Origin of the sequence: Paenibacillus ehimensis NBRC 15659 (assembly GCF_004000785.1) — a bacterium.
In the GTDB taxonomy this organism is placed as follows: domain Bacteria; phylum Bacillota; class Bacilli; order Paenibacillales; family NBRC-103111; genus Paenibacillus_G; species Paenibacillus_G ehimensis.
In genome coordinates this window covers 61,756-81,165 of record NZ_BILX01000015.1, presented here as the reverse complement: position 1 = coordinate 81,165, position 19,410 = coordinate 61,756, and the positions used below count along the sequence as shown (strand labels likewise).

19 protein-coding genes and 1 riboswitch are annotated in these 19,410 nt (G+C 50.8%); of the genes, 18 read left to right on the top strand and 1 reads right to left on the bottom strand.

Annotated elements, in window-relative coordinates:
* Positions 1-185 precede the first annotated feature (185 nt).
* From PEH01S_RS11425 to PEH01S_RS11355, 14 genes are all read left to right on the top strand, one after another.
* Positions 186-2,435, top strand: coding sequence for a hypothetical protein (locus PEH01S_RS11425; RefSeq protein ID WP_127485534.1), 2,250 nt, complete (start codon positions 186-188; stop codon positions 2,433-2,435).
* Entirely contained in the window at positions 2,435-3,226 is a 792-nt protein-coding gene (locus PEH01S_RS11420) for a LysM peptidoglycan-binding domain-containing protein (protein ID WP_127485532.1), read from the top strand. The genes PEH01S_RS11425 and PEH01S_RS11420 overlap by 1 nt, the downstream gene beginning before the upstream one ends.
* Positions 3,227-3,238: 12 nt before the next feature.
* A complete protein-coding gene (locus PEH01S_RS11415) occupies positions 3,239-4,222 on the top strand; it encodes an XkdQ/YqbQ family protein (RefSeq protein ID WP_127485530.1) in 984 nt (327 codons plus the stop codon).
* A gap of 2 nt (positions 4,223-4,224) precedes the next feature.
* Positions 4,225-4,524, top strand: a complete 300-nt coding sequence (locus PEH01S_RS11410; RefSeq protein WP_127485528.1) for a DUF2577 domain-containing protein — start codon at positions 4,225-4,227, stop codon at positions 4,522-4,524.
* Positions 4,521-4,931: a DUF2634 domain-containing protein gene (locus tag PEH01S_RS11405; RefSeq protein WP_025853100.1), complete on the top strand. Its 411-nt coding sequence runs from the start codon at positions 4,521-4,523 to the stop codon at positions 4,929-4,931. The genes PEH01S_RS11410 and PEH01S_RS11405 overlap by 4 nt, the downstream gene beginning before the upstream one ends.
* The gene (locus PEH01S_RS11400; RefSeq protein WP_127485526.1) at positions 4,924-6,003 is read left to right on the top strand and encodes a baseplate J/gp47 family protein; all 1,080 of its coding nucleotides are present in this window, start codon (positions 4,924-4,926) and stop codon (positions 6,001-6,003) included. Before PEH01S_RS11405 ends, PEH01S_RS11400 begins: the two co-directional genes overlap by 8 nt.
* Positions 5,996-6,580: a putative phage tail protein gene (locus PEH01S_RS11395; protein WP_127485524.1), complete on the top strand. Its 585-nt coding sequence runs from the start codon at positions 5,996-5,998 to the stop codon at positions 6,578-6,580. The genes PEH01S_RS11400 and PEH01S_RS11395 overlap by 8 nt, the downstream gene beginning before the upstream one ends.
* The gene (locus tag PEH01S_RS11390; RefSeq protein ID WP_025853103.1) at positions 6,577-6,858 is read left to right on the top strand and encodes a hypothetical protein; all 282 of its coding nucleotides are present in this window, start codon (positions 6,577-6,579) and stop codon (positions 6,856-6,858) included. The genes PEH01S_RS11395 and PEH01S_RS11390 overlap by 4 nt, the downstream gene beginning before the upstream one ends.
* A gap of 2 nt (positions 6,859-6,860) precedes the next feature.
* Positions 6,861-9,446 carry a hypothetical protein gene (locus tag PEH01S_RS34555; RefSeq protein ID WP_164827786.1) on the top strand — a complete coding sequence of 862 codons (2,586 nt, stop codon included), beginning with the start codon at positions 6,861-6,863 and terminating at the stop codon, positions 9,444-9,446.
* A 12-nt stretch (positions 9,447-9,458) separates the two neighbouring features.
* Positions 9,459-9,938, top strand: a complete 480-nt coding sequence (locus tag PEH01S_RS11375; protein ID WP_127485518.1) for a hypothetical protein — start codon at positions 9,459-9,461, stop codon at positions 9,936-9,938.
* 103 nt (positions 9,939-10,041) lie between these two features.
* The gene (locus PEH01S_RS11370; protein ID WP_127485516.1) at positions 10,042-10,302 is read left to right on the top strand and encodes a hypothetical protein; all 261 of its coding nucleotides are present in this window, start codon (positions 10,042-10,044) and stop codon (positions 10,300-10,302) included.
* Positions 10,303-10,313: 11 nt separating this feature from the next.
* Positions 10,314-12,575: a DNRLRE domain-containing protein gene (locus PEH01S_RS11365; RefSeq protein ID WP_127485514.1), complete on the top strand. Its 2,262-nt coding sequence runs from the start codon at positions 10,314-10,316 to the stop codon at positions 12,573-12,575.
* A gap of 60 nt (positions 12,576-12,635) precedes the next feature.
* Positions 12,636-13,037, top strand: coding sequence for a phage holin family protein (locus tag PEH01S_RS11360; RefSeq protein WP_025853109.1), 402 nt, complete (start codon positions 12,636-12,638; stop codon positions 13,035-13,037).
* Positions 13,034-13,702, top strand: a complete 669-nt coding sequence (locus PEH01S_RS11355; RefSeq protein WP_127485512.1) for a glycoside hydrolase family 73 protein — start codon at positions 13,034-13,036, stop codon at positions 13,700-13,702. The genes PEH01S_RS11360 and PEH01S_RS11355 overlap by 4 nt, the downstream gene beginning before the upstream one ends.
* A gap of 139 nt (positions 13,703-13,841) precedes the next feature.
* Here PEH01S_RS11355 and PEH01S_RS11350 read toward each other — a convergent pair whose 3' ends face one another.
* On the bottom strand, positions 13,842-14,249 hold the full coding sequence (locus PEH01S_RS11350) for a hypothetical protein (protein WP_025853111.1): 408 nt from the start codon (positions 14,247-14,249) through the stop codon (positions 13,842-13,844).
* 333 nt (positions 14,250-14,582) lie between these two features.
* Positions 14,583-14,788: riboswitch (cobalamin riboswitch) on the top strand.
* A 351-nt stretch (positions 14,789-15,139) separates the two neighbouring features.
* On the opposite strand from PEH01S_RS11350, the gene cobJ reads away from it, so the two are divergent.
* The 4 genes from cobJ (at position 15,140) to PEH01S_RS11330 (ending at position 19,408) form a co-directional block, all read left to right on the top strand.
* Positions 15,140-16,879 (top strand): precorrin-3B C(17)-methyltransferase, encoded by a 1,740-nt coding sequence (gene cobJ / locus PEH01S_RS11345; RefSeq protein ID WP_127485510.1) that lies wholly within the window; start codon positions 15,140-15,142, stop codon positions 16,877-16,879.
* A gap of 68 nt (positions 16,880-16,947) precedes the next feature.
* A complete protein-coding gene (locus PEH01S_RS11340) occupies positions 16,948-17,982 on the top strand; it encodes a sirohydrochlorin chelatase (RefSeq protein WP_127485508.1) in 1,035 nt (344 codons plus the stop codon).
* Entirely contained in the window at positions 17,979-18,758 is a 780-nt protein-coding gene (gene cobK / locus PEH01S_RS11335; protein ID WP_127485506.1) for a precorrin-6A reductase, read from the top strand. The genes PEH01S_RS11340 and cobK overlap by 4 nt, the downstream gene beginning before the upstream one ends.
* Entirely contained in the window at positions 18,758-19,408 is a 651-nt protein-coding gene (locus PEH01S_RS11330) for a precorrin-8X methylmutase (RefSeq protein WP_025853116.1), read from the top strand. The genes cobK and PEH01S_RS11330 overlap by 1 nt, the downstream gene beginning before the upstream one ends.
* Positions 19,409-19,410: the final 2 nt, after the last annotated feature.

Below are 19,410 nucleotides of genomic sequence, written 5' to 3'. Positions count from 1 at the left end.
CCCTCCACGAGCTTCACATTTTACCGCAGGAGCTCATGGCCATGTCGCGGCACGAAAGGGCCGCGATCTATGCCATGATCGACGTGCGGGTGGAGAAGGAAAAGCGCGCCCGCGCTAAAAAAGGGCTATGAGAAGCGTCTCTTAGGAGGCGCTTCTTTTTAGGTTGTAGAAAGGAGGTAGTGGATGTGAATTTTGGTCTCCAAATATATCAAAGCGTGGCAAAGTCTTTTGGGCAGGTTCCAAGGTTAGTGCAATCCGCTCGGACAGGCATTTTGCGTATAAGCACAATGGCCTTTCTGCAATTTCAACGAGTGTCCGGAGCTGTAGGCGCATGGGTGAATAATCTGAAGAACAATATTATTCAAAAATTACGCCAGATTCGATTGCCCTCCCTAAATATACCGTCTTCGAAGATCCAGATCGTTATTAACGTAACGATTAATATGTCCGGCAATTTGTCTGCACTTCAACAGCTTCAGCGATCGCCAGGAAAAATAGCCGCAATGTTCCGCAATCTTGGGGCAACGGTTAACAAAGTATTCCAGAATATAAAGCAATTCAAATTGCCTTTTGGAGCGATTTCGTCGGGCTTCGGTAAGTTAAGAAACTATATTTCAACAGCCCTGCAGAACAGCCAGATCCGATTACCCCTCCCTAACGTAAGGCAATGGTTGAAAAATTTACTGGGAGTAGTAAAAGCAGCTGCACAAACTGTTAAAAAATCATTTCAAAAATTTGGATCTATGGTTGGTTCCGTTGTAAGCCTCGAAAATGGACAAAAGCTGTTTGATGCTACTGTAGGGGGAGCCATGGAACAGCAAAAGAGAAAAGATATGTTCAAATTCCGGGCAGGAGATGAGAAAAACAATGTTGGCGAGTCCATGTTCACAAAGTACAAAAACGAAGCGCTGGAAGCAGGGGTCGATGTAAATGACTACTTGTCTACTGCTTTAACGTTCATGCCTGTGGCGCAAAATGCGAATCAGATCAGTAAACTGAGTAAGCTTGCTCATCGTTTGGCGACATTCGATCCTGAAAACCAAGGAATCCAGGCTAATGGTTTAGCTTTAAAAGAGGCGCTTAGCGGGGATCCGACATCGATGGCCGCTTTGGCCAAACGGTTTGGCATGAGCCAAAACCAAGTGAATGAGCTCAAATTGGACGAGCTTGCCGAGAAAGGCGACAAAGAAGGATTTATTTCAGCGATGGATAAGCTTCTTGAACTGAACAATATGGGGCAGCAAGCTTATGATGAGATGCTTAACAGTCCGGTAGAAAAAGTTGGGACGTTGAAAAACTACGTTAAAAACGCTTTTGCCGAAACGGGGCAGGCAGCGTTTAAAGCACTGGAACGTATAGTTGGCGTGCTCAATAATGCTTTTAAAGACCAGAAGTTTAAGCCATTTTTCGACGGATTGCAAGCTGGATTTTATGCTATTGCTACAGGAGTCGAAGCTTTTGCTGGAATTATTATGAGTAATATCGGTCTTGTGCAAAATATTTTGCTCGCACTTGGCATCGTTCTCTTGGTGCTTGCTGGTATATGGATAATACAGTGGTTTGCAGCCTTATGGCCCGTGTTCTTAATCATCGGGGTTATCGTATTGCTTTTGGAAATACTAAGTCAATTGGGTATTACCTCGAGCCAAGTCGTCGGTTTTGTCGCTGGCTTATTTTTCAGTCTTTTCGCTGCTATTTACAACCAGATTGCTATGTTTTGGAATGTCATAGTATCCGTCGCTGAATTTTTTGCCAACGTTTGGAAAGAACCGGGGTATGCTTTTAAGAAGCTTTTTTACGATTTGTTAAAAAGTGTATCCGAAAATTTAACCACTTTTATCAATACGGCCATCACTGGGTTAAATTGGTTAATCGAGAAAGTGAATAGTATAACCGGCAGTAAATTCTCGCTCATTGGTAAATTTGAAAACGATTGGGTAGACAAGCTTAAACCGGATCCAAAGACAGGTACGGTAGATTTATCTAACATGCGCTGGGAGCAAATGGACCTAGCCGATGCTTTTAACCAAGGACAAGACTTTGCCAAGAAGGCCATGAATTTTAATATTCCCGAGGGAATGGACTTGGACAAAAAGGACAAGCCCCCGCTCCCGCCCCCGGACAATAGTCATCTTTGGAACAATACGAGAAATTTCCCTGCTGGCAAACAGCCCGGCTCCGAGCTTCCTAACATTAACCACGTGAACTCAATCGGCGAAATCGATAATACGGTCGATATCTCCAGCGAAGACTTGGAGGTTATGCGGGACTTGGCGGAAATTCAGAGCATCCAAAACTTTGTGACGCTGACACCGACCGTACAGGTGACTACAGGAGATATTCACCAACCGACCGATGCGAACGAAATGATCCGGCGCATCGAAGAAGTGATGTCGCGCGAAATCGCAAATTCCGCTCAAGGGGTGTACGCGTGATGGAAGACCATTATTTTATTTATTTGAGCTTTAATAACCAGGCCGAGGGTTGGAGGCTGCCGGTTAACCCGGAATCGATCGAAATTTCGGAAGAAGGCCAAGGGAAGACGTACAACATTGTCGGCAAAGGCGGGGGGACAGAGGAGACGCGTGCGGGCGAAATTAATGTCATTCAGAGCCCGAGGCTGAAAACGGTCAGCTTCAGCAGCTTTTTTCCCTCAAAATCGCATAACTATCCGTTTATTGTACAGGGAATCCCGGAGTTGACTCCGAACACTCCGAACTACCGGTATCTTAGCGATGGGATTCATGACCCGATGAAATACGTGAAAGATATCCGTAAATGGATGGAAACCAAGCATCCTATCCGTTTTATGTATATCGTTCGACGCGGTCGCGAAGATGGAAAACTAGATAACGCGAGCGATCGGGACCTAAATTTTCCGGCCTCAATCGAAAAGTTCGAATGGAAGGAAGTTGCCGGTTCCCCGGGGGATATCGAATATACGTTGTCGCTTAAGGAATACGTCTTTTACTCAGCAAGAAATGTTCAGCCCGTTGTGAATGCCAAAGGAGAGACTGTTCTCGTTCAACAGCAGCCTGCCCGCCCGAACGAAGGGGTCATGCCGGAGACGCATACCTTCCAAGATGGGGACAGTCTTACGAAAATATCCACAAAGTACTACGGCGACAGTGCGCGTGCCCGCGAAATTCAAGAATTAAACGGGATTTCGGATTCGGAAGTGGAAGGTATCGAAAACGGCACGGTACTGAAACTGCCGCCAAAGTAAAGGGGGACCGTCATGCTCCAGATCGAAATCGATAACAAGGACGGCTTCCTCTGGGACCTTTCGGGGATCGTCTCCGAAGCGACATTTAAAACCGCCCGGGTCGGGCAGGCTTCAAGCTTTGAAATGACCTTGATCAAGGGCGGATTCTACGAAGCGAAAGAATTCAAGTACAACCTCGGCGACATTGTCCGGGTCAGACAAGACGGCCGCAATGTGTTTTACGGCTATATTTTCTCAATCGAAAGCGGGAGAGAGGAAACCGTACAGATTACGGCCTACGATCAAATGCGTTATTTGCTTGCAAACGATTCTTACGTGCTCTCGAATGTAACGGCAACGCAAGTGGTGGAGCGCATTGGCAAAGACTTTGGGCTGAAGCTGGGCAAGCTGGACGATACGAAGCACGCCATTCCGGGGCTTAGCGAAAACAACACGAAATTGCTTGATATCATTTACAAAGCACTCGACAAGACGTTAATCGCCACGAAAAAAATTTACGTCCTGTTCGACGATTTCGGGGAGTTGACGCTTCGTGATGCTGAAACCATGGCACTGGATTTTTCGCTTGGAGATACGAGCCTTGTCTACGATTACAAGCAAAAACGCTCACTCGACAACGCCAGCAATAAGATCAAGATCGTCCGGGACAATAAAGAATCCGGAAAGCGCGAGCTCTACATTATTCAAGACAGCCGAACCATTGCCAAATGGGGGCTGCTTCAGCATTACCAAACCGTCGATGAAAAGGTGAGCGTCGAAAAAGTCAAAGAAATGCTGGACAATCTGATCCAGCTGAAAAACCGCGAGCAAAGGTCGTTTTCGATCGACGCTCTTGGGGATATCCGCGTGCGGGCCGGTTGCTATATTTCCATTAACATGGAAGAGCTTGGATTGAACCAACGTTTTTTGGTCAATGAATGCACGCATAAATTTGACGGCAGTGTCGAGCATACGATGAGCTTGGAATTGATCGACATTCGCCTTGGGGAGAGGTAGGAATGGGACTCTTAAATCTTATCAAGCAAGCCGGTCTCGATGCCGTCGAGGCGGGCAACCCCGTATCCGTATTGTACGGAACGGTAATCAGCGAAAGTCCTCTGAAGGTGAACGTTGACCCGCGTTTCACGCTAACAGAGGATTTTTTAATTGTTCCGGAGCAGCTGACAGACTACCGGGTGACAGTTGAAGGACAGGAGATCGTGATCCGGGAAGGATTGAAAACGGGTAACCGGGTCATTTTGCTTCGTATGCAGGGTGGGGAGCAGTATGTCATTGTAGATCGGGTGGTGACGGCATGATTCCGCAAGGCGGTGTGCTGGGAAACAACCGGAACGTCGAAATTGCGCAGCTTCCCAGTCGGACTTACCGGTTGGATAACGCGACGAACCGGATTGTCGGTATGACCGACGGGCTGGACGCGGTCAAGCAGGCCGCGCAGCTTATTTTGGAGACGGAGCGTTTTGAGCATTTGATCTATAGCGGGAACTATGGCCGCGAGTTCTCCGGATTGCTTGGGAGAGAGTCCGCTTTCGTACAGGCGGAGCTCTATCGGCGCATCCGGGCGGCGCTTATGCAGGACGACCGGATTCGGGATGTGCAGGACATACAGATCACGGTTATGGGGGACGAGGCTTCGGCTTCGTTCACCGTCGTATCGCAATACGGCAGTTTTGAGATGACGAAAGGAGTGGGAGCGGGTGTATGAACATCAGACGTTTCAAACGATTTTGAACCGGATGCTTTCCCGTGTGCCGGCAGACGTGGACAAGCGGGAGGGCAGCATCATCTATGACGCCCTTGCGCCGGCCGCTTTGGAGCTGACGGAGATGTATTTTCAGCTGGATACGAATCTGAACCTTTCGCTTGCGGATACGTCGAGCGGCGAATTTTTGGAACGGCGGACGGCCGAGTTCGGCGTGGAGCGCGAACAGGCCAGCAAAGCGCGCCGCAAGGGGCTGTTTTACGGGAATGCCGATGCTCCGGCGGATGTACCTGTCGGCAGTCGGTTCGGTGCCGGGGAGCTACGGTATGTGGTCGTTCGTCGTATGGCGGCCGGCGTATTCGAGCTGGAATGTGAAACAGCCGGCGCCGCCGGGAACCATTATTTCGGCACGCTGCTTCCCATCGATTATATCGCTGGACTTGTCCGTGCGGAGCTCGCCGATGTGCTTGTCCCGGGAGAAGACGAAGAGTCGGATGAGGCGCTGCGGAAGCGGTTTTTCGAAGGGCAGAAGGAGAAGCCGTTCGGAGGCAACGTGGCGGATTACAAGCAAAAGATCGGCAATATTCCCGGCGTTGGCGGGGTCAAAATCTTCCCGGCGTGGCAGGGAGGCGGTACGGTCAAATGTACCTTGCTAGGCAGCGATTTTAATCCGCCGTCCGCCGCTTTGATCGAAGAAGTCCAGACGGCCATAGACCCTACGGTGAACCAGGGTAAAGGCTGGGGACTGGCCCCGATGGGCCATACCGTCACGATTGACGGCGTTCAAAGCGTGAAGCTCGACGTGGAGACGACGATTACGCTTGCGGCCGGTGTGACCGTCGGGCAGGTACAGGGGGAGATTGAGGCCGCGATTTCGTCCTATTTGCTCGGATTGCGGCAAACCTGGGCGGAAGAATCGCAGCTGACCGTGCGGGTCAGCCAGATCGATGCGCGTATTTTGACCGTATCCGGGGTTAACGATGTAAACGGCACCCGCCTGAATGGTCAAACGGCGAACATTACTTTGTCCACGGAGAAAATCCCGCAGATGGGGACGGTGACGCTGCATGCCTAAGCTGATGGACTATTTGCCGGAGCATTTTCACGAGATCAAAGAAATGAAAGAGCTGACCCGGACCGAAGACGAGGAAATCGAGGCGATAGCGCAAGCGGTCCGGCAGTTTTTGGATAACCAGTTTGTCACGACGGCGCAGGAATGGGTGATCAAACGGCGGGAGGACATGGTCGGCATTCGTGCGGACTCGGCGGTGGAGACGCTGGAGTTCCGGCGCAACCGGCTGATTAACCGCTATTCCACGCGCCCGCCGTTCACCGTCCGCTACCTGCAAAGCCGCTTGGATTCCCTCATTGGGTCAGGTGTGGCGAAGGTGGAAGTGGACGGGCAAAATTTCATTTTAAAAATTTCGATGGGTGTGCCTGATGCGGCGTATTTCAAGGAGATCGAACATACGGTCCAAATCGTCAAGCCGGCAAACCTTGTATACAACCAGGCGACTTCTCTGGCCGACCGCGTCGGGTTGGAGGAGCACATTTGGAAAACGCCGCTTACCCGAATGACCCGGCTCTCTACGACATGGAAGCTGGGCAGCACCCCATTCGCCAATCGTGGCAAGGAGGTACAGGTGAAATGATTCCTACAACGTTTTTGAGCGAGCTGGCTCAATTTACGAATACGCAAATTGCTAAGGTAGTTTTGAACAGGAGCTATGAGATCGATACGTTCCGGATCAAAAAAGTGGATGCGGGCACCGTGGAGCTGGAGTATATGATTCCAGCCGGGTCGGTGGCCGAGGTGACTTTGATCGAGCTCCAAAGCAGTAAGGGGCAAGTGGTAAGCTCTAATGAGGCGTATGTGCCGATTACGAGCGATACGATAATTAAGCACACGGTAACCGTGAAGGAGGTGTAGGGATGGCATACGAGGCCAAGACGAACTGGCAGTTGGACGATACGGTGACCGAGCAGGATATGAACCGGATCGAGCAGGGGCTAAAGGATGCGTATGAGAATAGTTTGACAAGTCCGCCGCCTGAACAGGTGAACCTGAGGTATGGTTTGCAGGTTGTGGATGCGAAGCGGACCGCGCCGTTGGAGAATGTATGTATCAAGGGCCGGACGTTGGTGAATTTGCTGGGTAGGGACGGGAATTGTGAAAGTCTCAATCCGTTTACCTCGTCGCCGCCCAATATATACCAAGGGACGGCAGCGTTAGACTCCGCAAATAAAGTATATGGTAACAATAGTATCAAGATCAGTATTGGTAACGGATATACGCTTGCTACAATGGCAAAATCAAACATTCCATGTGAAAAAAACAAATTTTATGTCGCTATTGCGGAGGTTAAAAACGGTAACGCAACTAATGGTATTCGTGTCGTATTGAGTGGTCAGGCTTATGGACCGACTGTTCCCTATCAAACCTCAACCACAACGTTTGTTCTGTCCTTTTCAAAATTTGCTTCTGGTTCAAGCACTAGTCTACAGGTTGACATTGGAGTCAGCGGATCCGCAGGCCAGTATGCGTATGTCGATGGAATTCGTCTCTACGAGATTACTCAAGACGAGTATAACGCGATTGATAGCATGACACCGGAGCAGATCGCTGCGAAATGGCCGTACGTTGATGATATGAAAAATATCTGCTCGCCTTATATTATTAGGTATGGAGAGAATTTGTTGCCGCCGTTTACCGAATGTTCTTTAAACCCTTTAGGTATTGCAAATAGCATCATAAACGTAACATCACTGTATTCAATTACGCTTGATACGACAAAAGTCCCCAATGGACAGGAGGTAGTAGTCCAGTATCAAGATATTCCGTTAGTTCCTGAGACAACCTATACACTTGTAAACCCGTCAACAAACGGTTATATGCGCTGCAGGTTTGATTATATGGATAGATCGCCTTCGACACGCATGGTGTTTGCGCCTAACACAAGTAGAGCATTCACAACGCCTGCCAATATTAAGTCAATGGCGTTGGTAGCCGCGACAAATCTAATTGGATATACAGATGAAAATGACTCGGATACCTATACGTTTGGAGAGGTTATTTGTTCCTACAGTAATCCTGTTTTTGTCGCCGGCTCCTGGGCCAAACCGTTCAAACCACGCAATGAAGATTATCTGTTCTTCCCGAACGTCCATCTCGCGTCCAACGTCGATGGAACAATCTACGATACGTCATTTCAGTGTGACGGGAAGTACTGGAAGCAGACACGCTACAAGCCGAGGGATGTGTCTGGAGACCTTGCGTGGGATTTGTTAAGTGTTGGTACCGGAAGCAAGTCCTTATCGACAAATGGCGGTGTAATATCGGATATATTCTATGGTGCCGATAACTTAGGGATTGGTACATTCGTGAAGTACGACGGAACGATTTTACGCAAATATGATCATAATGCTGCCCTCGCGCCTGATGCCGGATGGATTGCTTCGAACGGTTCTATCCGTATCTCGGTTGCTAATGCCGATAGTGGATGGGGAGATTCGTACACACCGTCTCAGGATGAGATTAAAGCGTATTTTTTAGGTTATAAAATGTATGTGGCCGGTGGGAGCGCGGATATCAACTATAACGGGTCCGGGACAAAGGCTTGGGCGTATCAAACATCAAAGGCACATGCTTCGTTAACATGTCCTACTACATCGTATGCAGGATACACCCCTTACAAATTGCAATATCAACTTGCAACTCCAACAGTTGAAGAGATTGCAGTAGAAGGCGGAATCACATTTCATGAAGGGTTGAATCAGGTTGAAGTCGGTAACGGGATGATCGTTCGGGAGAAAACATCCCCTAATTTATATGGACCCAACAACTCGTATTACTTTAATGATATTGCAGTTGGTAGTCAATTTAAATACCGGGCTAATATTATATTAAATATTTATAAGAATGGACTAGTGGATAAGTCAGTCCTTTTGATGCCGGGTGCTCACAATGCCAATGGTTATAGCAAAGCGCGGATTAGTGCGGCGAATTACGATCAACGTGCCGCTTATTCAGCGACTTACATTGCCCTCGACCAGTATGCTTTATCTTGTAACGTTCAAAGTATTCAAGGTGAATACGCAGGTAATTTAATGAACGTTGTTGATTCGTTGGTTTCCAGCCAGACGGACTTATCTACAAGGGTCAGCATCTTGGAAGGTATGCATGCTCAGAATATGAAGGGCCAATGGATTTCGCCGACACTTGTAAACGGTTGGCTGGAATATGCCGATGGTTACGATACAGTCAGGTATATCAAAGATGGTTTTGGAGTCGTCCACCTTAAGGGGCTTTTAAAAAACGGTACGTTGGGGGCGGTAATATTTACTCTTCCCCCGGGTTACCGTCCAAAAGCGACAAAGATTTTTATGACGATTTCCGATACAAATGGAAGTGCACTAATTGGACGCGTCGATATCACTGCAAATGGAGATGTTAGACATACTTTGGGTGGCGCAGGGTATTTCTCATTAGAAGGTATTACGTTTCTGGCAGAACAATGACGGGGGTGCGCGATGAAAGAAGCGATCATTATTGATTTTAACGGATTTATGACAGACGTAACGCTTGTCGCAGATGATGCGACAGGCGTTTTTCCTTTCTATAGGACGCAGGAACCGCTGGCCCAAGAAGATATAGGGCAACAGTTGAATACGGAGATGTTGGGGTATGTGGTCGCTATTCCGGTTCCGCAAGGACTATTTAAGCCAAGATTTGATATCGAATCATGGAATGAATATATCCAACTCCAACCATTGGAATTGGATAAGGACGGAAAGTCCCCAACTGAAATGCCCGAACATTTCAGCTATAGTCCAAGGCAACAAGAGACGTTTTGGATTGAAGGGCTGATGCCAGAGGAAATTGTCGCAACTCGGAATTCGGATAATAAGTTTAAAACTGAACAAATAGGTGTCGTTTTAGAAACAAAATTCCCAAAAAAGAAACAGGCATTGATTTCTGTGTGGAACGGCTTGTGGAAAAAAATGAAATAGTCGATTGGGACAAGTACTATATCCTATTTTCGTTTATAAAAGAGTTATAGTAGTTTAGAGATTAGTTAATATTAAAACATTATTTAATTAGGGAGGTTTAGGGATGTCGTATACTGCAAAAACGAACTGGCGGCTTGACGATACGGTGACCGAACTGGACATGAACCGCATTGAGCAGGGCGTCACGGATGCTCATACGGAGCTCCGAGACGTAAAGGATACAATAGCTAGAGAAATCGAGGGAGTCAACAAGGCCGTGGATGGAGTACGTTCCAACAATACAAAAGAGCTTATCATCGAAGTTCGAGCATCAGACCCCGATTCTCCAGCTATCGGCCGCATGTGGATTCGCAGCGATCTGTAAGGAGGTCGAGTATGCCACAGATTAGATTGTTCAGAACAGAGGATGCCTGTGTAAGAGGGGACTACCCAGACGATAACTATGGAGGGGACGGAAGGTTATATGTTGAATGTTATAATGGCAGGGAGTCGTACCGGGCATATATAAAGTTTGATTTTTCCGCTATTCCCGCGAACGCAATCATTAGTAACGCAACATTGACAATTCGAACTGATACCAGCGGTTGGACGGGCACGGCAGACAATATTTATGCCGTCCCTGTAAATTCCGATTGGTCTGAATACGGAATCACATGGAGAAATAAGCCTGATGTAGGATGGTATGCGAATTACACCTACAAAACTGTCTCTCCGGGAGCAAACATTGTATACAATTGGGATGTTAAAAAAATCATTCAGGATCATGTCAATGGTAGCTATAGAACATTTGGAATTGCACTTTCAAGTGTCGGAGAGAGAGGATTAAAAACACTCCTTTCGAGAGAGGCAGATGGTGGATACGGATATATCGATATTTTCTATAATACATCGCCTAATGCTCCCGGTCTACAAACTCCAGTCCATGGTTCAATTACCAACAACCGGAACCCAGTTTTCAACTGGACATTTTCCGATCCAGACGGAGGCGATCACCAGACGGCTTGGCAAATACAAGTCAGCGCTGGCGACGGCGGCGCATTCACAAATATCGTCATGGATTCTGGGAAAAACACAACGGCTACGAACCAATGGACGTTTTATGGCCTTGGCGATAACCAATATTTTTATCGTATCCGAACATGGGATAAAGCTGACGCCGTGAGCCCTTGGTCATGGGTACCATGGTTTGGTATTGAAAATACACCGCCTGTAGCCGGAAGTATCACGGGCACGCAACATCTGAATGTGCAGCCAAACGGTACATTCAGGGTATGGGCCTATAATGTAAAGGACAACTGGTCTGGTGTCTCTGTAGTGAGATTTCCTACTGCTGGGCCCGGATATGATTTCCAGTGGAGAGACGGTGTAAAAGATGGCGGAAGTGATAATTGGTTTTGCGACATTCCAATCAATGCCTATAACAACAATGAAGGCACATATACAACCCATGTTTATGCCTACGATAACGCGGGGAATAGCGGATTTCTTGGTGAAATAAAGACAAATGTCGATAGGACACCAGCGACAATCGGCAGTGTATCTAATATTCAATATACTCAAGGCTCTTCCGCAAGAGTGTGGGCTGCTGATGTTACTGATGGGTTATCCGGTGTGGATCGGGTTACTGTGCATGTGGTGCGTCCTGATGGTTCATGGTACTTTTTGGCGAATGCTATTCGCGATGGCAGCTCAAATAATTACTTTATTGACGTTCCGTTAGAGTACGAGGGGAACTGGGGGGTAGACTTCCGAGCTTATGACAGAGCCCAGAATGAACCTGTAATGGTTCGGGCCAATGTAATAAGAGATAATTCTACTCCCAAAGTCACAGGCGTCCAAGGCTATAGCTATTCAAATCAAACTGGAGGCACACGTCGTACCTGGATTTATGGCGTCAGTGATGCGTTAAGTGGAATTGGAGCAGTTGAAGCCTATTACGTTAGAGCTGGGATGAGTTGGATCGGTCCCTACGCTGCCGGACAGTCCGGCAGCGACTATTATTTTGATGTTCCGATTTATAGTGGTGACGGTGAGTATGCCGCCCATTTCTATATACGGGATAAGGCAGGGAATCAAAGCGGACCGCATGAAGTCAAATTTTTCGTAGACAGTAAGCGTGCCAATGATCCCAATCCTTCTGTTGTTTATGGAACAAATTCGGCGACTATCTCATGGCTGCGCTTTTCGGATCCTACGCCGTCGTCTGGTTATGATCGAACAGGTATTTGGCTTGGAGAATGGAGCGGGACAGATTGGGTTGGGGGTACTCCAAACATCTATAACGCCTATGAAGTAACTAGAAGTATAGATGTGCTTGAAACAAACGTTTCAACACTAAAACCGGGAGCCCGATATCGTTATGCAGTTGCACATTATGATAAATCGGGGAATCAGAGCTCATACACATGGTTTGAATTTGTGACGAAAAAAAAGATTGGCGAATATCGAACGAAAGCCGGAGCAGCTATATTATCTTTGCCAGTATATGATCCGGCTTCCGGTGTGCTGGGGTCGAAGGCATTGCGATGCGGTACAAAATCCGGTGTTGGATGTTTCGAACTTGTGTCACCAACTGATCCATCTGCCAGCCCGTTTAGGATACAAACTCATCAAGGTATTCAAGCAATAGCGAAGTAAATTCGCCCCGATCCCATCGGGGCTATTTTTACGCCCTTTTTGGGCAGAAAGGAGGAATATATGGACAAATCCGCGATCGTCAAAACAGGCTTTGGCGTCATTGGCAGCTTCATCTCGTGGGTCGTCGGAGGGCTCGGGCTCGCCTTTACCATCCTGCTGGGACTAATGCTATTAGATTATGCAACGGGGCTCATGGCAGGATACGTCAAGAAAGAACTGAGCAGCCGTACCGGAACGAATGGCCTACTTCGAAAAACCTACATCATCATTCTTGTCGGCTGCGTGTATATGATCGAACTATCGGTCCTCAATTCAGACGGCGTAATTGGCGACGGTGTCGTTATTGCGTACAGCGTCATTGAATTTCTAAGCATCGTCGAAAATGGCGGAAAGCTCGGGGTGCCCCTCGGGCCGCTGAGCAATGTCATATCTGCGATCAAAGGAAGGGAGGAACGCCATTGACAAGGGAGCAATTTATCGCTGTGGTTGCGCCTGTTGCCGTGGAGCTGAAGAGGGAAGGTTCTCCGATCTTCCCTTCCGTTCGGATTGCTCAGGCTCTGCTGGAAACCGGCGGCAAGATTCATGAATGGAACAACCTTGTCGGTTATAAAGTCGGCAGCGGCCGGCCCAATGACTTTTGGAAAGGAAAATCGGTAAGCACCAAGACGTGGGAAGTATACGACGGCATCCGATCAGATGGCGTGCAAGCCCATTGGCGTGCCTACGACTGCCTCGAGGATTGCTTTCGGGATCAGGATTTGCTTTTTCAATGGAGTCGATACGACCGTGTACGAAGTGCCCAGTCTCCACAGGAACAGGCGGAGATGCTGCGAGTTTGCGGCTATGCAACCGATCCGGATTACTCGAAAAAGTTAAACCAACTGATCGTAAGTTACTCGCTTGAACAGTACGATAAGGAGGCGGCAGAAGCGATGCTGGATGCGGGAGTAGCCAATACGATTATCGATACATGGATGAGTCCGGCTTGGAAAGAGTCGGAAGCAAAGCGCTGCGAAGCGGAACAACAAGGAGACACGAGTGCTGCTTCCGCTCATCAACAACAGGCGGATTATATTCATTGGCTCGCAAATGAGCTTCGGAAAGCGTCCGGACAGGTTTCGCAATAATCCGGATGCGTAACGAAGGACTAAACCTATCCCTACCGGCTTCGGCTGGTAGGGATTTTTTTGTTTAATACGACAAAAGGTACCTTGAACCGGAAATTCGGCTTAGAGGGTACCTTGTTATTTGATAGCAGAACACTAACTATTTTTTCTTCAGCGCTTCAATATCGGCTTCCATACGAAGCTGGCGGCGATTCAGGATATCGACGCTATGCTCGAGAGTATTTTGTTCCGCTCGGATCTCTTTATTTGCTTTGTTCTGTTCGCCAACCATATGAATTAATTGGCCGATCATGCGTTCATTGTGATCGAAGCGGGTATGAACCTTGCGGAATTCGTCGTCAACTCTTTGGAACTTCTCAGTGAATTCCGAACGCATACTTTTGATCTCGGATTTCATGTCCGCCATTTCAGACTTCATGTCGTTCATTTCAGACTGCAGCCCGCCTACTACCGACCGCAACCCCCCAACCTCCGAGCGTAAACCGCCAACCTCCGAGCGTAAACCGCCAATTTCGGAAAGAATCAAGTCGAGTTTGTTTTCGTCCATGGGAGCACGTCCTTTTGGAGAAGAGATGATATAACTATAATACGAACATGATGCGAACGTCAAGGCGGTTTTGGCGAAAACTGTAAGAAAAAGGAGGCCGTACTCACTATACGACTATGTTTATCTTGGAACAGACCAAAAAGCTTCCCAGACCCTGCCTGGCCACATCTCCTACGAGCCCCCACAGCACCTCACATACATGCTTTTACATTGCTTCTATCCATTGGCATGACAGCAACCGAAGCCGCTTCCCCCAACGCAACGGCAAGGTAGACACGCGCGGGAGAAACATGCTATCATTACACTGTTTCCTAGCAAATGTTTTCAACAATTTCATATCATAATAGAGCAGGTGCCGATGTCCGTTCAAGACGGAATCGGCTTAAAAGGGAAGCCGGTGAAAGTCCGGCACGGTCCCGCCACTGTAAGCGAGGAGTTTTTTCCGTATCGTGTACGCCACTGTTGCCAAGTCGATGGGAAGGCTGCGGAAAAAGCGATGAGACGTAAGTCAGGAGACCTGCCCGCTCTGTTGCGGCCGTTATGTTTGACGACGGCCGGCAACAAAGTCACCACAAAACCTACGCGGATAGGGAGGTGTACGGGAGCGGTACAGGACAGGCAGCAAGGCTGGCGATCTGGCGTCACAGCGGCGCTCGTCGCATTAGTAATGCTGGCTGCACTCGTTTCAGCAACCTAAGCTCGCACTAGCATCTTCCGACAAGGGAGATGCTTTTTTTGTTGCTCTCTCAGTTTCTGGAAAAAGAAATCGGCATGAGCCGTCAGTTCGTTGAATAGGTTTATCGCATGGACAGCCGGGAGGAGTACGTTAGTTACAGGCTTCGGAAGCCTTGTACTCCATGAGGAAGCATACTTGACAGGAGGCGGCAAGGATGAAGGGGAAATTGTCAGTCATCGGGTTCGGCCCGGGCAGCTTCGATCATATTACGAAACGGGCAAGGGAAGCGATCCAGGAAAGCGACGTCGTGATCGGCTACAACACGTACGTGGATTTGATCCGGGGGCTTTTGAACGAGCAGCAGGTGGTCCGCACCGGGATGACCGAAGAGGTCAGCCGGGCGCAGGAAGCGGTACGTCAAGCCGAAGCCGGGAAAAAGGTGGCGGTCATCTCGAGCGGCGATGCAGGCGTGTACGGCATGGCTGGGCTTATTTATGAAGTGCTGATGGAAAAAGGATGGCGGCGCGAGGAGGGCGTCGAAGTGGAGGTCGTTCCCGGCATTTCGGCGATCAACTCTGTAGCTTCGCTGCTGGGCGCGCCGGTCATGCACGACGCATGCACGATCAGCTTAAGCGACCATTTGACGCCGTGGGAGATCATCATCCGTCGGGTGGAAGCGGCGGCTTCCGCCGATTTCGTGATTGCGCTGTACAATCCGCGCAGCGGCAGACGCACGCGGCAGATCGTTGAAACGCAGCGGGTGCTGCTGCAGTACCGGTCGCCGGATACGCCGGTCGGCATCGTGAAAAGCGCCTACCGCGAGCGTCAGGACGTGGTCGTGACGACGCTTGGCAAAATGCTCGAACACGACATCGGCATGCTGACGACGGTCATCATCGGCAACTCGACAACGGTCGTTTACGACGGACTCATGGTTACGCCTCGCGGATACCAACGCAAGTATACGCTGGACGCCGACGTGCAGCCGCTCCGACCTCACGAAAGGCTGCAGACGGAAGCGGAGCCTTGGTCGCTGGAAGCGCAGCAAGAGGAAGCGCTCAAGAGCAAGGGCGAGGAAAATAAAATATGGTTAGCCGAATCGCGAGCTGAAGGGCAACAGCAATCTCAAAAAGGCCCATACGTCATCGATTCGATGCTCGATCCGCTGGGCGGACCGGTTTACGGAGCGAGGGCGGAAGGCGAATCGCCGCTTGCCCTTGCGCTGGAAGCGCTGCGGCTTGTCGACGCGCACCGGGGCGTTCCCGAGCCGGATCAAGGTAAGCGTAGCGGCTACCTGTTTAAGCAGGAGCAAATCCTGGAGTTCGCCGTCAGCCCGGGGCTGGCGGAAAAGAAGCTGACGGCGCAGCAGCTCATGCTGCTTGCGGAAGTCGTCGGCGAGCACGGGACAATGGAATATACGCCGCATCATCAGATGCTTGTACGCATTGCGACGTCAGAGCCGGAAAGCGTAACCGAACGGCTCCGGGCTGCGGGACTTCTGCTTGCTCCGGTCGGCGATGTCGCGCAGATCAAGGCTTGCGATTTTTGCAATATGGATAAGGCGGAATCGGTGCCGTACGCCGAAGAGCTGCATCGTCGTCTGGGGGGCATGCGCGTGCCGAAGGAGCTCAAAATCGGCTTCAACGGGTGCGGCATGGCCTGCTACGGCGCGGTGAAGGAAGATATTGGAATTGTATACCGCAGGGAGAAATTCGATTTGTTCCTCGGGGGCAAAACGGTCGGACGCAACGCCCATGTCGCGCAGCCGGTGGCCGAAGGGATCGAGCCGGAGCGTTTGGTCGAAACGGTCGAGCGCATTGTAGCGCGGTATGCGTCGGACGGGCATCCGAACGAACGGTTTCATAAATTTTATAAACGCGTCAAGGAGCTGGAAGGCTACCGGCATCAGGAAGTGCCGGCGTTCCAGATCGAGAATGCGGTGTGCGGGGATTAAAGCTTACGCGCGCTTTTGAAGCAACTGCTCGAGAGCGTCAAGCAAGAATGAAAATGAGGAGGAAGCGCATGAACGCAGTATTGTTTGTAGGTCACGGCAGCCGGGACCCGGAAGGGAACGAGGAGATCCGGGAGTTTGTCCGTGCGGTGGAAGGCCGGCTGGGGGAGCCGATCGTGGAGACGTGCTTCTTGGAATTCGAGGCGCCGTCCATTTCGAAAGGCATCGCGACATGCGTAGCGAAGGGAGCAACGCGTATCGCAGTGGTGCCGATTACGCTGTTTGCGGCCGGACATGCGAAGCTGCATATCCCGGCAGCGATTGACGACGCGAGACGGAGGTATCCGGCGGTGCAGTTTATGTACGGCCGTCCGATCGGAGTGCACGAGCTGGCGCTGGATATTTTGATCTCCAGGCTGACGGAAGCGGGCGTAGACGGCTTGGCCGGAACGGACGATACGGCGCTTCTCGTCATCGGACGCGGCAGCAGCGATGCGGACGCCAACAGCGATTTATACAAAATTACACGGCTGCTCTGGGAACGGCTTAAGGTCAAATGGGTGGAGACGGCCTTTATCGGCGTGACGGCGCCGCTGGTGGACGAAGGAATCGAACGCTGTATCCGGCTTGGGGCGAAGCGGGTCGTCCTGCTGCCTTACTTTTTGTTCACCGGCGTGCTGATCAAGCGGATGGAGCAAATGACGGAAGCTTTTGCGGAGAAGTATCCGGATAAATCGTTCGTGCTGGCCGAATACTTCGGGTTCCACCCGACGCTGCAAACGATTCTGCTGGAGCGGGCGCAAGAAGCGCTTCAAGGCGAAGCGCGGATGAACTGCGATATGTGCCAATACCGTCTTGAAGCGATGAAGCATTTGGACCATCATCACCATCACGATCACGAGCATGGGCATCACCATCATCATCACCATGAACACGATCACGATCATGACCATCATCACGACCACGAGCACCATCATGCGCATGAACACGGTCACCATGCTCATGCTCACGGGCATCATGAGCACGAGCATCACCATCCGGAAAGCGGCGGCACGAAGCCTGCCGAGCCGTCGGAGGCGGCTGCGGCGAAGGAGGTGCTGTCATGATCATTGTGCTGGCCGGGACGAGCGACGCCAGGGAGCTCGCGCTGCGTATCCGGGCGGTGGGCTATCCGCTCGTCGCCACCGTCGTGACCGAGAGCGCGGCCAAGAGCCTCGAAGAGGCGGGGCTTGAGGTGCGCATGGGCCGGCTTGACGCACACGGCTTGGCGGATTTGATCCGCAGCCGGGGCGCTCACGCGGTGGTTGATGCAAGCCATCCGTTTGCGGAAGAAGCGTCCCGCAACGCGATGGCGGCGGCCGAGCAGGCAGGAGTGCCTTATATCCGCTACGAGCGCGAGCGGGGATCGTACGATGGGCACCCGCGGCTGTTTTTCGTCGACGATTATGAAGACGCGGCCGAGCTGGCGGCGCAGAAACGCGGCGTCATCATGCTGACGACGGGGAGCAAGACGCTGCAAATTTTTGCCGAACGGCTGATCGGACTGTCGGGCACGACGCTGGTGGCGCGCATGCTGCCGCGCAAGGACAATATGGAGAAATGCGAGCAGCTCGGCCTCGAGCAGAAGAACATTATCGCGATGCAGGGGCCTTTTTCCAAAGAGCTGAACCAGGCGCTGTACAAGCATTACGGCGTCAACGTCATCGTCACGAAGGAAAGCGGCAAGGTCGGCGCGGTGGAGGAAAAGCTGTCGGCGGCGCTCGAAATGGATATCGACACGATCGTCATCGGGCGGCCGCAGCTGGAGTATGGCGAAGTATATTCGGATTTTGAAGGCGTCACGAGCGCGTTAAACGCATTATTTCAGGAGGTGCGCGATTAATGGATTTTCGCACGGAGTTTAAACCGCTTACCGTTCAACCGCAGGAAATCGAAGAAAAAAGCTTCGAAATGATCACGGAGGAGCTTGGCGAGCATAATTACACGGAAGAGCAGTTCAAGGTCGTGCAGCGCGTCATTCACGCGTCGGCGGATTTTGAGCTCGGGCGCAGCCTGGTATTCCATCCGGACGCGATCCGCGCCGGAATCGAGGCGATCCGCAGCGGCAAGCCGGTGGTCGCGGACGTGCAGATGGTGCAGGTGGGCATTAGCAAGCCGAGGCTGGCCAAGTACGGCGGAGACGTGCGGGTGTACATTTCGGACGCGGATGTGATGGAAGAAGCGAAACGGCTGAACACGACCCGGGCGATCATTTCGATACGGAAGGCGGCACGGGAAGCGGACGGCGCGATTTATGCGATCGGCAATGCGCCGACGGCGCTGCTGGAGCTGATCCGGCTCGTCAAGGAAGGGGAGGCGCGTCCGGGACTGATCGTCGGCGTGCCGGTCGGCTTCGTATCGGCGGCGGAGTCGAAGGAAGAGCTGCTGAAGCTGGATGTGCCGTTTATTACGAATATCGGGCGGAAGGGCGGCAGCCCGGTCGCGGTGGCCACCGTCAACGCGCTGTCGCTGCTCGCCGAACGGCAGGGATAACG

Coding starts and splice junctions, on each gene's coding strand:
- cobK (WP_127485506.1), top strand. CDS start 17,979: ATGATCATTGTGCTGGCCGGGACGAGCGACGCCAGGGAGCTCGCGCTG.
- PEH01S_RS11375 (WP_127485518.1), top strand. CDS start 9,459: ATGAAAGAAGCGATCATTATTGATTTTAACGGATTTATGACAGACGTA.
- PEH01S_RS34555 (WP_164827786.1), top strand. CDS start 6,861: ATGGCATACGAGGCCAAGACGAACTGGCAGTTGGACGATACGGTGACC.
- PEH01S_RS11420 (WP_127485532.1), top strand. CDS start 2,435: ATGGAAGACCATTATTTTATTTATTTGAGCTTTAATAACCAGGCCGAG.
- PEH01S_RS11340 (WP_127485508.1), top strand. CDS start 16,948: ATGAACGCAGTATTGTTTGTAGGTCACGGCAGCCGGGACCCGGAAGGG.
- PEH01S_RS11360 (WP_025853109.1), top strand. CDS start 12,636: ATGGACAAATCCGCGATCGTCAAAACAGGCTTTGGCGTCATTGGCAGC.
- PEH01S_RS11410 (WP_127485528.1), top strand. CDS start 4,225: ATGGGACTCTTAAATCTTATCAAGCAAGCCGGTCTCGATGCCGTCGAG.
- cobJ (WP_127485510.1), top strand. CDS start 15,140: ATGAAGGGGAAATTGTCAGTCATCGGGTTCGGCCCGGGCAGCTTCGAT.
- PEH01S_RS11370 (WP_127485516.1), top strand. CDS start 10,042: ATGTCGTATACTGCAAAAACGAACTGGCGGCTTGACGATACGGTGACC.
- PEH01S_RS11390 (WP_025853103.1), top strand. CDS start 6,577: ATGATTCCTACAACGTTTTTGAGCGAGCTGGCTCAATTTACGAATACG.
- PEH01S_RS11365 (WP_127485514.1), top strand. CDS start 10,314: ATGCCACAGATTAGATTGTTCAGAACAGAGGATGCCTGTGTAAGAGGG.
- PEH01S_RS11415 (WP_127485530.1), top strand. CDS start 3,239: ATGCTCCAGATCGAAATCGATAACAAGGACGGCTTCCTCTGGGACCTT.
- PEH01S_RS11330 (WP_025853116.1), top strand. CDS start 18,758: ATGGATTTTCGCACGGAGTTTAAACCGCTTACCGTTCAACCGCAGGAA.
- PEH01S_RS11395 (WP_127485524.1), top strand. CDS start 5,996: ATGCCTAAGCTGATGGACTATTTGCCGGAGCATTTTCACGAGATCAAA.
- PEH01S_RS11405 (WP_025853100.1), top strand. CDS start 4,521: ATGATTCCGCAAGGCGGTGTGCTGGGAAACAACCGGAACGTCGAAATT.
- PEH01S_RS11350 (WP_025853111.1), bottom strand. CDS start 14,249: ATGGACGAAAACAAACTCGACTTGATTCTTTCCGAAATTGGCGGTTTA.